The following is a 15,290-nucleotide window of genomic DNA, read 5'->3' as shown; positions in this document are numbered from 1 at the left end:
CCGGGCGGCGGACGTTACAGCGGGGTGATGCCGAGGCTGCGGCCCGAGAGGCCGCGGGCGCGCGTGGCCAGCCTGGTGGCGACAGCCGTGATGGCCACGGCCGCGGCGTCGGCGGGGTCCGCGAGAACAACGGGCATGCCGTCGTCGCCGCCGCCGCGCAGCGCGACGCTCAGCGGAACCTGGGCCAGCACCGGCACGGGGGAGTCCTGACCGATCGACAGCCGCCGGGCGACCTCTGCCCCGCCCCCAGAACCGAAGAGCTCCAACACGCTTCCGTCGGCCTGCGTGAGGCCGCTCATGTTCTCGATCACCCCGTAGACTTTCTGGCCGGTCTGACGTGCCACGACGCCGCTGCGCTCGGCCACGTCGGCCGCGGCAGGCTGGGGCGTGGTCACCACGATGACCTCGGCGTGCGGCAGCAACTGGCCCACTGTGATCGCCACGTCGCCGGTGCCCGGCGGCAGGTCGAGCAGCAGGATGTCAAGGTCCCCGAAATACACGTCGGTGAGGAACTGCGAGATGGTGCGGTGCAGCATCGGTCCGCGCCAGGCCACGGCAACGGAGGCATCGTCGACGAACATGCCGATCGAGATGACCTTCACGTCGTGGCTGATCGGCGGCAGGATCATGTCGCCCACCTGGGTGGGCTTCACCGCGAGGCCGTTCTGCACGAGACCCAACAGACCCGGAATCGAGAAGCCGTGCACATCGGCGTCGACGATGCCCACGCGCAGGCCCTGCCGGGCGAGGGCAACGGCCAGATTGGCGGTGATCGTGGACTTGCCCACCCCTCCCTTGCCGCTGGTGATCGCGTACACGCGGGTGAGCGAGTCCGGGCCGAACTGGATCACGCGCGCAGCCTTTCCACCTCGCAGTTTTTCAGTGAGGGCGTCCCGCTGTTCGCGGGTCATGATCGCCACGTCGACGCTGGCCCGGCCCGCGCCGACCACCGACTCCGCCGCAGCGAGCACATCGCTCTCGATGCGCTGGGCAGCTGGGCAGCCGGCAATGGTGAGACGGATGCCGACGCTCACGTGGCCGTCCTCGGCCACGCTGACGCCGGCCACCATGTCGAGGTCAGTGATGGGTTTGCGGATCTCAGGGTCGGTCACGCCCGCGAGCGCCCGGAGAACGAGCGCCTCGGTGCCCGTTGTGGCAGCTGATGAATCGGTGAGCGGCTCAGTCAACGGCGCGGTGTCCCCGAGACGTGCGAGCCGGCTCGTCGTCGTCCTCGTCCTGCCCGCTCTGGCGCTGGTCAAGGGTTTCGAGCAGCGTGCGCAGCTCGCTCTTGATGAAGTCCTTGGAGACCAGATCCTTAATGGCGATGCGCAGGGCCACGACCTCCCGAGCCAAGTATTCAGTGTCAGCGAGCGTGCGTTCGGCGCGCTGTCGGTCCTGCTCGAACTGCACACGATCCCGGTCGTCCTGACGGTTCTGCGCCAGCAGAATCATCGGGGCGGCGTACGAGGCCTGCATCGACAACACCAGGGTGAGGGCGATGAATCCGAGTGAGATGGAGTCGAAGCGCCAGCTTTCGGGCGCCAGTGTGTTCCAGGCGATCCAGGCCACCGCGAAAAACGTGAGGCCGAGCAGAAACCAGGGCGTGCCCATCCCGCGGGCGATCGCCTCTGTGAACCGCCCGAAGCGGTCGCTGCTCTGGGCATTGCGGCGTCCGCCCAGGGTCTTGGTGCGCAGGCCTTTGGGCGCGTCGAGGCGCAGGTCAGACCGGTTAGCTCGCGCCATGAGCAGCCCTCCGTGTCCCGGGCAGCGGAATACTCCCCGTCTTCAAGTCGTTCCGGGCGGCGGCCCTGCGGCCGATGTCGTCGTCGCTGTCCTGGCTGCGCCAATCGTCGGGCAGCAGATAGTCGAGCACGTCATCGATCGTGACGACGCCGACGAGGCGGTGGTTGTCGTCGACCACGGGTACCGAGACGAGGTCATAGCTCGCGAGGATACGGGACACCTCCGCCGCCGAGGTGTTCGCCGTGACGGGGTCGAGACCCTGGTCGAGCAGCGTGCCGAGGCGTTCGTGCGGCGGGTAGCGCAGCATCCGCTGAAAATGCACCATGCCGAGGAACCGACCTGTCGGCGCCTCGTACGGCGGCAGGGTCACGCAAATCGCGGCGCCGAGTGCGGGGGCCAGATCGTGACGACGGATGCGGGCGAGCCCCTCCGCCACGGTGGCGTCGGCCGACACGATCACCGGCTCGGTCGTCATGAGCCCGCCGGCCGTGTCGGGCGCGTAGCTCAGCAGAAAGCGAACGTCTTCCGCCTCTTCGGGCTCCATCAGGTCGAGGAGCTGTTCGCCGCGTTCCTCGGGGAGTTGGGCGATGAGGTCGGCGGCATCGTCGGGTTGCATCTGGTCGAGCACGTCGGCAGCGCGGGCGTCGCCGAGGCTTGTCAGGATTCCCACCTGGTCGCTCTCCGGCATTTCCTCGAGAGCGTCCGCGAGTCGGTTGTCGGGCAGCTCGCTGGCCACTTCGAACATCCGCTCGCGGGGCAGATCGAGCAGAGTATTCGCGAGGTCGGCGGGTTTCAGCTCGGAGTACGTTGCGATCAGTTGCTCAGCGGATTGTGCCTCGCCCGCGGTGGTCTTCTCGTGGATTTCCGGCCAGGTCGCGAAGGTCGTGACTCCCTTGGCGAACGGCGACGCGCTCGTCTTGGGTCGCCGCACGAAGAGCTGACTGATCTCCCACTCGGATTCGGTGGTCTCCTTGATCGCCACGTCCTCGATGGTTGCGTCGCCGGTGCCGTCGTTGAAGGTCACCTTGCGGCCGAGCAACTCGGCGATCACACGTACCTCACCGCCGCGCTGCTCGAAGCGGCGAACGTTGATGAGGCCCGTGGTGATGATCTGGCCCGAGCCGATGCTCGACACCCGGCCGATCGACACGAACACCCGGCGTTTTCCCGGAATCTCGACGATCAGCCCCACGACGCGCGGCGGATGACTCTTTCGGTACACCACCAGAACATCGCGCACCTTGCCCACGCGGTCGCCCGCGGGGTCGAAGACGGTGCACCCGGCCAAACGGGCAACAAAAACTCTCGTGGCATTCACACTACAAATGTAGCCTCTGTGCGCCTGATCACCGGCCCCGAACCCCCGATACGCCTACTTGAGTGTGGCGCAGGTATCAGTATCGCCCTCATCGCTCAGATAGGAGCAGAAGTCCGCGATCCCGGCCTCCGTGACGAGGCGGCCGGTGAGCACCGTTTTCTCCTCCACGGTCTCGCCGCTCGCGACCTTGCTCGCAATCGAGACGACCGACTTTCCGAGCGCGAAAGGCGACTCGGCGTTCGTCGAATACATCGTTCCGGCCGCGATCGCGGTGAGCGCGTCGGCGATACCGTCGTTGCCTACGACCTTGACCGTGCCCGCGAGCCCTTGGGCGTCGAGCGCCGCCACGACTCCGAGAGCCATCTCGTCATTCGCGGCATAGACGCCGGCGATACCGGGGTTCGCCTGAAGGATATCCGTCATAACGTCGAGAGCCTTGCCCCGGTCGAAGTCAGCAGACTGCACGGCGACAACCGTGATGCCGGGGAACTCGGCGATTCCCTCCGTGAACCCTTGGCTGCGGTCCTGGGCCACATTTGTACCCAGGATCCCCTGGATTTCCACGACAGTGCCGGTTCCGCCGAGGGCTTCGCCGAGCGACTTCGCCCCGGCCCTACCGGCGGCGATAGCGTCGTAGCCGATGAAGCTGGCGAGATCACCCGAGGCCGGTTGGCGGTCGAAGGCGACGACCGGCGCGCCCGACTGGTTCGCCTGCCGCGTCATGCTGGCGCCGGATTCGCTTCCGATCGGGTCGATGATCAGCACGTCGGGCTGCTTGGTCAGAGCGGTGGTCGTCATGTCCAGTGCAGTCTGGTCAACGTTGTTGGCGTTCTGGATGTCGAGGGTCATGCCGAGTTCGGCTGCCTGCGCCTTCGCGCCGGCAGCCACGGAGACGAAGAAGGGGTTGTTCAGGGTGCTGATGACGAGGGCGGCGGACTGCGCCGTCGCGCCGTCCGCGCTTGCGGTACCGTCGCCCCGGTTGCAGGCTGTCAGGCTCAGGGCGATGGCCCCGGCGGCGATGACGGCGAGAGACTGTTTCTTCCAATTCATGATGACTCCGTTGTCGGTTGTGCTGTGGGGAGGGGGGGGAAATTTCGGGACCGTATTACGCGGACGAGGAGCATTTGGCCTCGGAGGGCATTGTCAAGTCCGACGACCCGGGTAGCGGGCCCTTCGGCCGGCGAAGTGACGACATCAGTCGCCAGAGGCCGCGGATCAGCTCGGAATTTCGGTCAAGGAACACGGCAAACAGGATGACGAGACCCTTGACGACACCCTGAAGGAAGGGTGAGATGTTCAGCAGATTGAGGCCATTGTCGATGACACCCAGCAGGATCGCACCGATGAAGGTGCCGATGAGGGCTCCGCGGCCGCCGGCCAGACTTGTGCCGCCAATAATGACGGCCGCGATCGCGGCCAGTTCCAGCCCCGACCCTGCGGTCGGCTGGGCCGCGCCCAATCGAGCGGCGAGGATGAACCCCGCCACAGAGGACAGCGCTCCGCTGATCACGAAGGCGAGAATCTTCACACGGTGAACGTTGATGCCGGAGAGGCGGGCGGCCTCGGCGTTGTCGCCGGTCGCGTAGACGTGTCGGCCGAACCGGGTGCGGGCCAGGATCACGCTGAAAACAACGATCACGGCGAGAATGATCCACACAGGCATCGGCACTCCGAAGGGTTTGGCCTGTCCGAGATCGAGGAAAGTACCATTTCGAATGGCGACAGGGTTGCCCCTGGTGATGTACAGCGTGAGCCCGGCCAGTACCGACATCGACCCGAGCGTCGCGATGAATGAGGGCATTCGCAACTTCGTCACCAGCAGGCCGTTGAGGGCACCAGCCGCCGCGCCCACTCCGAGTCCCACGATCAGCCCCACCAGGAACGGTTGGGTCTGCAGAGTGAGGGCGGTGACAGCGGCGGAAAGTCCGAGTGTCGCCCCTACCGAGAGATCGATTTCCCCCACGATAATCACATAGGTCTGGCCGGCCGCCAACAGCACGGTGACGGACGCCGCGAGGAGCACGTTGAGCAGGTTGGGGCCGGTGAGAAAGAGCGGGGTAGCGATGAAGAGGAGCAGGGAGACGAAGAGCAGCATCCACACCGCCCGGAGCTCCCGGCTCAGCCGGCCAATGGTGGACAGGAGGGTCTGGGGGTTCACGCGGCACTCTCCAATGCGAATTCAAGTACTTTTTGCTGGGTCAGATCCGCGCCCGACAGTTCCGTGGCGATTCGGCCCTGGCGCATAACGGCGACGCGGTCCGACATCGCGACGAGCTCGGGAAGATCCGAAGACACGAGAATGATGGCCACACCCGCCGCGGCCTGCTCGTTGATGATGCGGTAGATTTCCGCCTTAGCGCCCACGTCGACGCCTCGGGTGGGTTCCTCCATGAGGAGGACTCGTGGACTCGTGAGGATCCAGCGGCCAAAGAGCACCTTTTGCTGGTTTCCTCCCGACAGCTTGCCCACTTCGGCTTCTGCAGAGGCAGTGCGAATCTGCAGGTTGTCGATGAGACCGGCAGTGCCGGCCCGTTCGCTTCGACCGTCGACAAAGCCGGTCGGAGAGAACCGATCCAGTGCGGCGAGGGCGATGTTGGCCGTGACCGACTGCTGCATGCAGAGTCCCTCACCCTGCCGGTCGGGAGTGACGTAGGCGACTCCTTCCGCAATCGCCCGCCGCGGAGTTGACAGCACGACCTTCCGAGCGCCTATCGTCACCGAGCCCTCCGACAGCGGCAGGAGTCCGAAGAGCGCACGTAGCACACTCCCCTTCCCGCAGCCGAGAACGCCTCCAATACCGAGAACCTCGCCGGCACGAACAGTCAGACTGACGCCGCCGAAGTGGCCCGGGCTCGCGGCATCAACTACCGAAAGCACAACTTCCTCGCTGGCGTGGCGCGCCTTGGGGTAAAAGTCGTCGATGGTCTTACCCACCATGGCCGTGACAACGTCGCGTTCGCTCAGCGCCGCTGTCGGGCCCTCCAGGGTGACCGCGCCGTTGCGCAAGACGACGACACGGTCACAGATACGGAACACCTCTTCGAGGCGGTGGGAGATATAGATGATGCACAGGCCCGCGCTGCGCAGCGTCTCGATCTGCTCAAAGAGCCGTTCGGACTCCCTCTCGTCCAGAGCGGCGGTGGGCTCATCGAGGATGAGCATGCGGCTTGAATGACCCATTGACTTTGCGATCTCGAGCATCTGCAGTTCGGCGACGGAGAGCGATTCTGCCGGTGCGGTCGGGTCTATGGTCAGGCCAATGCGCTGCATCAGCTCTCGCGCGCGGTCCAGCATGCGTCGCTTATTGACAAAGAACCGGCCGAATTCGGACGTGTCGTCCAGGGTGAAGAGGTTTTCGGCCACGCTCAGGTGGGGAAAAATGTTGTGGAGGAACTCTTGGTAAATCACCTGAATGCCTTGGTTCATGGCGTCCTGGGGAACCTTCAGATCGACGGGTGCGCCGTCGATGCTGATGGTGCCACGGTCCGGGGAGTGCGCTCCCGAGATGATGCGGGTCAGCGTGGACTTGCCGGCACCGTTCTCCCCGACGAGGGCAACGACCTCGCCGCCGCGCACGGTGAGGTCGACGCCGGTGAGAACTTCGACGTCTCCGAAGCTCTTGTGAATGTTGGTGAGTTGAAGAATCATGCGCGGGCCGTTAGTACGCCACGCCGGCGTGCAGGATGACGTTGGCATAGGGCGTGAATTCACCCGATCGCACAGCGGCTCGCGCGCCGAGGGAGAGCCGCTTGAAGTCGACGTGCGGCATGAGTTCGATCGGAATCCCGAGCGGATCGAAGCGGCCGTGCAGCTCCGCAAGGACAGCCGGGCTGGTCTCGGCGATCTCGCTCGCCAAGGTGACTCGCTCGACGACCAATTCGCCCAGCACGGTATCGAGGACATCGAGGAAGCCCGGCGCGCCGGGGCGATAAGCGAGGTCTACCCGTTCGACGTTCTTCGGAATGGGGAGTCCGGCGTCCGATACGACGATGAGGTCTGTGTGACCGGTTTCGGAGATAATTCGGGAAAGTTGGCCATTGAGCGTTGCGCCATTGCGTCTCATGAGTAGGTCCTTCTAGTTATGCGAGTGCTGAAGCGGGGTTAGCGACGACGCTGACGAGTGGTCCGCGAGCAGCTCCTCGACGTCGGATCGCGATGGAAGGCTCGGCGACGCTCCGCGTCGGGTCACGGTGAGGGCGCCGGCCGCCATCGCGCGCCGAATGGCGTCGGCCAGGGAGAGTCCGTCGGCGAGGGCGGCACCGAGATAGCCGGCGAAGGCATCCCCGGCCGCTGTGGTGTCGACGGCCGTCACGGGGAATGCGGGAAAGCGCACGACATCGTCGGTCGTGACGAGCACGGCGCCCACGGAGGCCAGCGTGATGAGGGCGGAGCGAACGCCTCTGTCGCAGAACCAACGTCCGGCTTCCTCCGCGCTCGTCTCGTCGACCACGGCGATTCCGGTGAGAATCCTAGCCTCTGTCTCGTTCGGGGTGACGATGTCAACGAACGGCCAGATGCCCGGGTCGAGCGCGGTCGCCGGTGCCGGGTCAAGAAGCACGGTGAGCCCCGCCGCACTTCCGGCGCGAATCGCGTGCATGGTCACGCTGGCCGGAACCTCAAGCTGGGTAAGGAGGACGGAAGCCCGACCCGCGAGCGAGACGAACGCCGCGTCCACCTGTTCCGCCCCGAGGTGAGAGTTTGCCATCGGAACAATGACGATGTCATTCTCGCCGGACGCGTCTACGCGGATGTGGGCGACTCCGGTGGAGTCGTTGACGTCGCGAACCTCTGTGATGTCCACGCCGTAACCGGTGAGGCCGGTCAGCACGAGAGAACTGAAAAGATCAGTACCGACGCAGCCGACCAGAAAGGAGTTCGCCCCGGCCAAGGCCGCGGCAACGGCCTGGTTGGCCCCCTTGCCCCCCAGAGCGAGGGTGACGGCGGTCCCGAGCAGGGTTTCTCCCGGTTCCGGGAGTCGCTCCGAGAAGGTCGTGATGTCGGCGGTGATGCTGCCGACGACGATAACGCCCGGTGCAGCAGAACCCGGTTCTGTCTGTTTCATTGTGGTCACTTCCGGTTCGGGGATCGGGGGGAGGAGGTTGAACGCCGGATCACAAGCTCGACGGGCACGGTGACCTTCTCGGCTGGTGCCGCGGGGTCGCCGGTCAATCGCCGAAGCAGAAGCCGGGCGGCAATGCGGCCCTGCTCGCGCTCATCTCGTCCGATTACGGTCAGGGGCGGATTGAGCAGAGAAGCGAAGGACAAATCGTCGAAGCTGATCACGGACACATCCTCTGGCACGCGCACACCGAGGTCGTTGAGCGCCTTGAGCGCGCCGATTGCCATCAGGTTGTTCGCCACAAAAACGGCCGTCGGCCGGTCGGTGAGGCTCCACAGTGCCCGCATTCCGTGGAACCCACTCTCCTCGCGAAAGTCGCCGAGTCTCAGATAATCGTCGCGAACGGCGAGGCCGTGGGCAGACATGGACCGGAGAAATCCGTCTCGTCGTGACCGTCCGGGCGAGGACGTCGGGGGCCCACTGATGAACGCGATGGCTGAGTGTCCGAGAGACGTCAGGTGGTCCACTGCGAGGCGCGATCCCGCCACATTGTCGGCCACGACACGGTCGAATCCCGTCTCGATGCTGAGCTGGCGGTCGACGAGCACAACGGGAAGGGACTGCCCGTCCAGACCGAGGACGGATCGATCTTCCTCGACCAGGGGAGCGATGATGATGCCGTCGGTGCGTGGCACGAAAGATTCCAAAAGGGAATTTTCTTGCTCCGGATCCTCGTCGCTGTTGCCGAGGATGAGTTGAAAGCCGGCCGGGCGGGCCACGTCGTCTATTCCTTTGACGAGGCCGGCAAAGAACGGGTTCGTGATGTCGGGAACAATGACGCCGAGCGAATCGTGCCGTCCGGATTTCAGCGTACGGGCGACGACGCTCGGTGAGTAGCCGAGTTCGCGAACGGCCCGGCCGATGGCCTCACCTGAACGCACGGTCTTTCCGGAGAGGAAACGGGATACAGATGCGGTCGAAACACCTGCTGCGCGCGCCACGTCCTGTATGTTCGCCATCGAACTCTCCTAGCTGTAATCGATTGCTGTAATCGATAACAGCTACTCTCACACACTCCCACAAGCGCGTCAAGTGTCCCTACATGCGCGCGCGGTCCGTGGAAGAATGGCGCCATGAGCAATCAGAGCCCCTTCGGTGCCCGTGGTCGTGCCCTTCCACCGTCCCTGCCACGGGGAGAAGTGTTGGCCACCTACGAAACGTACGCCGAGGCACAGGCCGCGGTCGACACTCTCGCCAAGGCCGACTTTCCGGTGAAGCAGCTTTCCATTGTGGGCAATGACCTCAAGAGCGTTGAGCGGGTCACGGGCAAGCTCACCTACGGTCGTGTGGCCCTCGCCGGGGCCGCTTCCGGAGCCTGGCTCGGAATCTTCTTCGGGATCTTATTTTTAGTCTTCGACCCCACGGGCTCGAGCCTGCCGTTCGTGTTCGCCGCGCTGCTGATCGGCTCCGGCTTCGGCATGCTCTTCGGTCTTGTGAGCTACACCGTGAAGCGGAGCCGACGGGACTTCACGTCCACGATGCAGGTCATCGCAGGCAATTACCAGGTTATCGTCGAGGTTGCGCTTGTGAACCGGGCGCGCAACCTGCTGGCCGGCCAGGGCGACGCGGCCGCGGGCCCGGCCCCACGGCATCCGTCAGAGCCCCCGTCCGGTCCGTCCTCGCTCTAGCGACACCGCACGCGCCCGCCCGTCCGCCCCGTAAAACTGTACTTTTTCAGGACACGCCGTGTGCGGTGGCTGAGGCGATCCACCCGGCGCGTCGCCGTTGTCACCGGTTTAGGGCGGCGGCGCGGGGGACCGCCGGTCAGGCTCGCAGTCCGGCGATCCAGGTTTCGACGTCGTCCGCGGAGCGGGGGATGTGGGCGGACAGGTTCTCAGCGCCGGCCTCTGTCACCAGAATGTCGTCTTCAATGCGCACGCCGATGCCTCGGAATTTCGCCGGTACCGTGAGGTCGTCGGACTGGAAGTACAGCCCGGGCTCGATTGTGAAGACCATTCCGGGCTCGAGAACGCCGTCCATGTACAGGTCCCGGCGGGCCTTGGCGCAGTCGTGCACGTCGAGGCCGAGGTGGTGGCTCGTGCCGTGCACCATGTAGCGGCGGTGATGCCCATTTTCGGGAAGCAACGCCTCCTCGGCCGTGACCGGGAGCATGCCCCACTCGGCGGTGCGGCGGGCGATGACGGTCATCGCAGCGGCATGCACGTCCCGGAAGATCGCTCCGGGCACGGCCACGGCGAGGGCGGCATCCGCTGCCTCGCGTACGGCCTCATAGACAAGGCGCTGCGTTGCCGAGAAGGTGCCGTTCACGGGCAGGGTGCGCGTGATGTCGGCGGTGTAGTAGCTGTCAAGCTCCACGCCGGCGTCGAGAAGAATTATGTCTCCGGGGGTGACGGGACCGTCATTGCGCGTCCAGTGCAGAATGCACGCGTGCGGCCCGGACGCCGCTATGGTGTCGTAGCCGACGGTGTTCCCGTCACTGCGAGCGCGGGTGTTGAAGACGCCCTCCACGAGGCGTTCGCCGCGGGCGTGGGCACTGGAATTCTTCAGGTCACGAACCACGTCGTCGAAGCCGCGCGCGGTGGCCGCGACGGCGAGGCGCATCTGGTTGATCTCCCAGGCGTCTTTGACGAGGCGAAGCTCGGAGACGGCCCGGGCGAGATCGTCGTCGACCTCGTGCTCACCATTGACCTCCAGGCTGAAGGGGCTGTTGATCGCGTCAGTGCCGAGCACCTTCTCGGCCGCGAAACGCAGGCGTCCCTCGTCAATCTCGAGGGTGATCGTCGGGTCTGCTTCGCGCAGGACGAGGGTTTCACTGTCGACGGCGGCGAACACCTCAGCGAGGTCAGCGATTCCCCGCACGGAGACGGCGAGGTCGCTCGCGACCTGCGCGATTGACGGGCGGGGGCCGATCCAGAATTCCCCGATGTCCGGGTTGGCATAGAACTCATCGGAGTCTCTGCCCGCGCGTTCGCGGAAATAGACGGTGGCCTCGTGGCCGGAAGCTGTGGGTTCGAGCACGAGTACGGCTCCGGGCTCTGAATCGCTGCCCCAACCGGTGAGATGCGCGAAGGCGGAGTGTGCGCGGAATGCATAGTCGGTGTCGTTCGAGCGCTGCTTCAGACGCCCGGCCGGGATGACCAGCCGTTGGCCCGGGTATTGCGCGGAGAGGCGTTCGCGGCGGGCAGCGGCGAATGCGGCCTGCTCGCGCGCGGGCGGCAGAACATCGACTCGCTCAGCCCAGCCGGAGGAAATGAAGTCGGTGAAGCCCTTCGAGCCCGGTGTTGTGGACCGGTTCTCGTTGGAGCGGGTGGGCGGGGTGATCGCTGGTGCGGTGGAATCGGCCATGCACCATTGTCGCATTGTCCCCTGAGGGCGTGGCCCGACGTCGTCGCTATTCGGGGGCGGCGGTGATGGTGGCGACGATGGGGCGGTGATCGCTGCCGGCGGCGTCGAGGGATTCGATGACTCTCATGTTCTGGACCGTCCAGTTCGGGGTGGTCATGATGTGGTCAATTGGGCTGCCCAGCACGGCCGGGAGCTTCGTCGGCCAAGTGCCGAGCCCACCGGAGCCCGCAGCCAGGGCCGCGTCGTGGCACGCGCCGAGCACGGCATCGCCGGTCGAGGATCGTCCGCTCATGTGATCTGTCGTGGCGTTGAAGTCACCGGCCATGATCACGTTGTCGCCGCGGCACTGGTCGGCGAGCCAATCCAGGTCGGAGCGCCAGTTCGGCATCTCGAACTGGATCGGGGACACGGCGTGAACGGCCACGATGGTGGGGCCGACGCCGTCGCTGGGGCTTGCCACGACAGTCGGGAGCACATTTGTGTTGCCGGGCGGGCCGGATCCGGCGGAGTTGGACACCGTGTAATCGCCGAGGTCCGGACTGATCAAGAGGGTGGTGGAACGCGCCTTCGATATCTGGTCGAAGGCCAGGGTGTGCACCCACATGGGCCGCCCGCCGGCCCGCATCGCCTCGGCCACCGCGATGCCCGTCTCCTTGGTCGTTTCCGGCAGGGTTACCACGTCGGCGCCCTCTTCGAGGGCGAGTGCGGCGATCGCGGCGGTACCCGGAGCATCGCCCAGGGTGTTCCAGCTGAGCACCGTCACGGATTCGGCGGTCGGTTCGGCCCGCGCCGCGGCATCCGCTCCCACACCCCGGGCAAGCACGACTGAGGCGTTGAACGCGCCGAATAGCACGGTCAGTACGACGAATGCCGTCATCAGCCGGCGCAGGGGACGGATGCTGGACAGCACGAGGAGTACGATCACGAGCGCTCCGGCTCCGACCACGGCGAGCCCGCGCAGCGATACGGCGTGGGCCACGACCCAGCTGTTCTGCAGCCCGAAGGCCTGAGGCCACGCGAGAACTGTGAGGGTAGCGGCGACCCCGATCACCAGCAGGGAACGTACGATTCGCGAGAACATAGGTTGATAAGCCTAGGTCAGCAGACTGAAAGAGTGCCCGTCGCCTCGCCCGTGTGGAGCCGCCAACTAGCATGGGGCTATGTCAGTCGTCCGTCAGCGTCGTGGTCCCATCGATTTGCACACGCACTCGAGCGTCTCAGACGGCACCGAAACGCCCGCCCAGCTCATGCGAGCGGCGAAGGCCGCCGGGCTCGGCACCGTCGCGCTCACCGACCACGACTCGACCGCTGGGTGGGAGGAAGCGGCCCGGGTCGCTCGCCTCGAGGCGCTGACGCTCATTCCCGGCATGGAGTTCAGCACCCGGGTGGACTACGCCAGCGTTCACCTCCTGGCTTATCTCTTTGATCCAACGGATGCCGGAATCGTCGCGGAAACGGCCCGTATTCGGTCGGCACGCCTGACCAGGGCCGAGCAGATGGTGCAGCGCATCGGCTTTGACTACGCGCTCACCTGGGACGATGTGCTCGCCCAAACCACTCCGGATGCCACGGTGGGGCGACCGCATATCGCCGACGCGCTCGTGGCCCGCGGACACGCCGTGACGCGCAGCGACGCCTTTGCCGGCATCCTGCACTGGAAGTCCGGCTACTATCAGCCGCATTACGCCCCCGACCCGCTGCGCGCCATCGAGTTGGTGCGCGCGGCCGGGGGAGTGCCCGTGATTGCCCATCCCGCCACGCGCGGCGTCGCGGATGTGGTTCCGGAGAAGCGGCTGGCCAGGTTGGCAGAGGCCGGGCTCTTCGGACTTGAGTTGGGGCATCGGGAAAACCAGCCGGCTGCGACGGCCCGGTTGGCCGAGCTCGCGGAAAAATACGGGCTCTTCGTCACGGGCTCGAGTGATTACCACGGCACGGGAAAGCCTAACCGTCTGGGGGAGAACACCACCACGCCCGAGGTTCTTGACCGCATCGTCGAGCAGGGCAGAGGTTCCGCACCGATTTACGGCTGATGCTACGAGCCAGGGGCGGGCCCCCGCGGAGAGCCGTGCACCGCTGACGCGCACGACTGCCTCAGCAGCGGTGCGCGTCAGCTAGCGGTCAGACCTGGCCGGGTCCGCCCGACTGGGGCGAGCGGCGGCGCGTGCGGCTGCGGCGCAGCGGGGCGTTGTTGCCGTCGTGGTGCTCGGCGCCGCCTCCGTCGTGCGTGCCCGCGGCCGGCGTCGCCGCCGGGGCGTCCGGGTTGGTGGTGGTGCCGACGCGCGTGCGAGAACGGCTGCGGGGCGGACGATCGCCGTCAGCGGCCGGTGCGACGTCAGTGTGGGGAGTCTTCGTTCGACCTGATTCGGGGCGGCTGGAGCCGGAGCGCGATCCGGTGCGACCCGAGCCGGAGCGACCGGACTCCGAACGCGCGGAGCCTGAACGCGGAGAGCCGGTACCGGTGGCGACGTCTTTCACCGGCGTCGCGCGCAGGCGTCCCTTGGACCCTTCCGGAATCTTCAGGTCGGTGTAGAGGTGCGGTGAGGAGGAATACGTTTCCATCGGCTCGGGCTGGCCGAAGTCGAGGGCCTTGTTGATGAGCGACCACTTGTGCATGTCGTCCCAGTCCACGAACGTCACAGCGATGCCGGTTTTGCCCGCGCGCCCTGTGCGCCCGACGCGGTGAAGGTACGCCTTGTCATCTTCGGGGATCGTGTGGTTGATCACATGGGTGACGTCTTCCACGTCGATGCCGCGGGCGGCGACATCCGTTGCGATCAGGATGTCCTTCTTGCCCGACTTGAACGACGCCATCGCGCGTTCGCGCTGTTCCTGGTTCAGGTCGCCGTGCACGGCCGTGGCATTGAATCCGCGGTCACCGAGCTCTTCGACGAGCTTGGCCGCCGCGCGCTTGGTGCGCGTGAAGATGATGGTCTTGCCGCGTCCCTCTGCCATGAGGATGCGGCCGATGACCTCGTCCTTGTCCATGCTGTGTGCACGGTAGACGAGGTGCTCGATGTTGGCCTGCATGAGACCCTCATCGGGATCGGTGGCCCGAATGTGAATGGGGCGGTTCATGAAACGGCGGGCCAGGGCCACGATCGGGCCCGGCATCGTCGCCGAGAACAGCATCGTGTGGCGGTCCGCCGGAGTCTGCGCGAAAAGCTTCTCGATGTCGGACAGGAATCCGAGGTCGAGCATTTTGTCTGCTTCGTCAAGCACCATCTCGCGCACGTTTGCGAAGCTCAGCAGGCGCTGGCTCGCGAGGTCGAGCAGACGCCCGGGCGTGCCGACCACGATCTGGGCGCCGGCCTTGAGCTGCTCGATCTGCCCCTCATAGGCCTTGCCGCCGTAAATCGACACGATCTTCGTGGCGCGGTTTCGAGCGGCGAGTTCGAGGTCCTCTGAGACCTGCACGCAGAGCTCGCGGGTCGGGACGACCACGAGCGCCTGAACGCCGGGCTCGGGGTGCAGGCCCAGACGCTGAATCAGCGGGAGACCGAAACCGAAGGTCTTGCCGGTGCCGGTCTTGGCCTGACCGATGATGTCCTGACCGGAGAGGGCGAGCGGGATGGTCTGCAGTTGGATGGGGAACGGTTCGAGGATGCCCTTGGCTGCAAGGGAGTCGACCATGTCCTGATCAATATTGAGTTCGGAGAACGTCACGAATATATGCCTGTCATTAACTAGAACGGGGGTGCGCTCGTCTTCTGTCTCGGGCACCGGTCACCGATCCTTGCCGGTGACGTATTTCCACCTTACTGTGCGGTGTGTTCCGCGGCCAGAGGCGCGCGGTCGTATGCTGGG

The 15,290-nt window shown here is 65.8% G+C and carries 14 protein-coding genes; 2 read left to right on the top strand and 12 right to left on the bottom strand.

The features are described 5' to 3' along the window. Window positions 1–14: 14 nt before the first annotated feature. From BJ997_RS11980 to BJ997_RS11940, 9 genes are read right to left on the bottom strand one after another with little or no spacing between them, the layout of a single operon-like run. Entirely contained in the window at window positions 15–1,187 is a 1,173-nt protein-coding gene (locus BJ997_RS11980; protein WP_035834830.1) for a P-loop NTPase, read from the bottom strand. Beyond that, window positions 1,180–1,743, bottom strand: coding sequence for a DUF1003 domain-containing protein (locus tag BJ997_RS11975; RefSeq protein WP_183323477.1), 564 nt, complete (start codon window positions 1,741–1,743; stop codon window positions 1,180–1,182). The genes BJ997_RS11980 and BJ997_RS11975 overlap by 8 nt, the downstream gene beginning before the upstream one ends. Continuing rightward, on the bottom strand, window positions 1,730–3,061 hold the full coding sequence (locus BJ997_RS11970) for a magnesium transporter MgtE N-terminal domain-containing protein (RefSeq protein ID WP_035834832.1): 1,332 nt from the start codon (window positions 3,059–3,061) through the stop codon (window positions 1,730–1,732). The genes BJ997_RS11975 and BJ997_RS11970 overlap by 14 nt, the downstream gene beginning before the upstream one ends. A 54-nt stretch (window positions 3,062–3,115) precedes the next feature. Further along, complete coding sequence (locus BJ997_RS11965; RefSeq protein ID WP_052541881.1) at window positions 3,116–4,111, bottom strand: sugar ABC transporter substrate-binding protein; 996 nt, start codon at window positions 4,109–4,111, stop codon at window positions 3,116–3,118. A 55-nt stretch (window positions 4,112–4,166) separates the two neighbouring features. After that, window positions 4,167–5,219 (bottom strand): ABC transporter permease, encoded by a 1,053-nt coding sequence (locus BJ997_RS11960; RefSeq protein WP_201771685.1) that lies wholly within the window; start codon window positions 5,217–5,219, stop codon window positions 4,167–4,169. Then, a complete protein-coding gene (locus BJ997_RS11955) occupies window positions 5,216–6,709 on the bottom strand; it encodes a sugar ABC transporter ATP-binding protein (RefSeq protein ID WP_035834833.1) in 1,494 nt (497 codons plus the stop codon). Before BJ997_RS11955 ends, BJ997_RS11960 begins: the two co-directional genes overlap by 4 nt. 10 nt (window positions 6,710–6,719) lie before the next feature. Beyond that, window positions 6,720–7,124 (bottom strand): D-ribose pyranase, encoded by a 405-nt coding sequence (gene rbsD / locus BJ997_RS11950; protein WP_035834834.1) that lies wholly within the window; start codon window positions 7,122–7,124, stop codon window positions 6,720–6,722. Window positions 7,125–7,136: 12 nt separating this feature from the next. Continuing rightward, a complete protein-coding gene (locus tag BJ997_RS11945) occupies window positions 7,137–8,123 on the bottom strand; it encodes a ribokinase (protein WP_035834836.1) in 987 nt (328 codons plus the stop codon). A 5-nt stretch (window positions 8,124–8,128) separates the two neighbouring features. After that, a complete protein-coding gene (locus tag BJ997_RS11940) occupies window positions 8,129–9,139 on the bottom strand; it encodes a LacI family DNA-binding transcriptional regulator (protein WP_035834837.1) in 1,011 nt (336 codons plus the stop codon). A 114-nt stretch (window positions 9,140–9,253) separates the two neighbouring features. Here BJ997_RS11940 and BJ997_RS11935 point away from each other — a divergent pair, with 114 nt between their 5' ends. Continuing rightward, the gene (locus BJ997_RS11935; RefSeq protein ID WP_052541882.1) at window positions 9,254–9,808 is read left to right on the top strand and encodes a YflT domain-containing protein; all 555 of its coding nucleotides are present in this window, start codon (window positions 9,254–9,256) and stop codon (window positions 9,806–9,808) included. Window positions 9,809–9,944: 136 nt separating this feature from the next. Here the strand turns inward: BJ997_RS11935 and BJ997_RS11930 are convergent, their stop codons facing one another. Further along, on the bottom strand, window positions 9,945–11,486 hold the full coding sequence (locus BJ997_RS11930) for an aminopeptidase P family protein (RefSeq protein WP_035834839.1): 1,542 nt from the start codon (window positions 11,484–11,486) through the stop codon (window positions 9,945–9,947). 46 nt (window positions 11,487–11,532) lie between these two features. Then, entirely contained in the window at window positions 11,533–12,567 is a 1,035-nt protein-coding gene (locus tag BJ997_RS11925) for an endonuclease/exonuclease/phosphatase family protein (RefSeq protein WP_035834841.1), read from the bottom strand. Window positions 12,568–12,646: 79 nt separating this feature from the next. Between BJ997_RS11925 and BJ997_RS11920 the strand changes: the two genes are divergently transcribed. Continuing rightward, window positions 12,647–13,516, top strand: a complete 870-nt coding sequence (locus tag BJ997_RS11920) for a PHP domain-containing protein (protein WP_035834842.1) — start codon at window positions 12,647–12,649, stop codon at window positions 13,514–13,516. Between the two features lie 88 nt (window positions 13,517–13,604). On the opposite strand, the gene BJ997_RS11915 is transcribed toward BJ997_RS11920, so the two are convergent. Beyond that, window positions 13,605–15,149: a DEAD/DEAH box helicase gene (locus BJ997_RS11915; RefSeq protein WP_035834844.1), complete on the bottom strand. Its 1,545-nt coding sequence runs from the start codon at window positions 15,147–15,149 to the stop codon at window positions 13,605–13,607. Window positions 15,150–15,290: the final 141 nt, after the last annotated feature.

The organism is Cryobacterium roopkundense (assembly GCF_014200405.1).
GTDB lineage: Bacteria > Actinomycetota > Actinomycetes > Actinomycetales > Microbacteriaceae > Cryobacterium > Cryobacterium roopkundense.
Note: the sequence above shows the minus strand (reverse complement) of the source record. Positions and strands in the feature narration are given on the sequence as shown.

Excerpts from the sequence above, each read along its gene's own strand:
- BJ997_RS11975 (WP_183323477.1), bottom strand. The coding sequence starts at position 1,743 with ATGGCGCGAGCTAACCGGTCTGACCTGCGCCTCGACGCGCCCAAAGGC.
- BJ997_RS11965 (WP_052541881.1), bottom strand. The coding sequence starts at position 4,111 with ATGAATTGGAAGAAACAGTCTCTCGCCGTCATCGCCGCCGGGGCCATC.
- BJ997_RS11955 (WP_035834833.1), bottom strand. The coding sequence starts at position 6,709 with ATGATTCTTCAACTCACCAACATTCACAAGAGCTTCGGAGACGTCGAA.
- rbsD (WP_035834834.1), bottom strand. The coding sequence starts at position 7,124 with ATGAGACGCAATGGCGCAACGCTCAATGGCCAACTTTCCCGAATTATC.
- BJ997_RS11945 (WP_035834836.1), bottom strand. The coding sequence starts at position 8,123 with ATGAAACAGACAGAACCGGGTTCTGCTGCACCGGGCGTTATCGTCGTC.
- BJ997_RS11940 (WP_035834837.1), bottom strand. The coding sequence starts at position 9,139 with ATGGCGAACATACAGGACGTGGCGCGCGCAGCAGGTGTTTCGACCGCA.
- BJ997_RS11935 (WP_052541882.1), top strand. The coding sequence starts at position 9,254 with ATGAGCAATCAGAGCCCCTTCGGTGCCCGTGGTCGTGCCCTTCCACCG.
- BJ997_RS11930 (WP_035834839.1), bottom strand. The coding sequence starts at position 11,486 with ATGGCCGATTCCACCGCACCAGCGATCACCCCGCCCACCCGCTCCAAC.
- BJ997_RS11925 (WP_035834841.1), bottom strand. The coding sequence starts at position 12,567 with ATGTTCTCGCGAATCGTACGTTCCCTGCTGGTGATCGGGGTCGCCGCT.
- BJ997_RS11920 (WP_035834842.1), top strand. The coding sequence starts at position 12,647 with ATGTCAGTCGTCCGTCAGCGTCGTGGTCCCATCGATTTGCACACGCAC.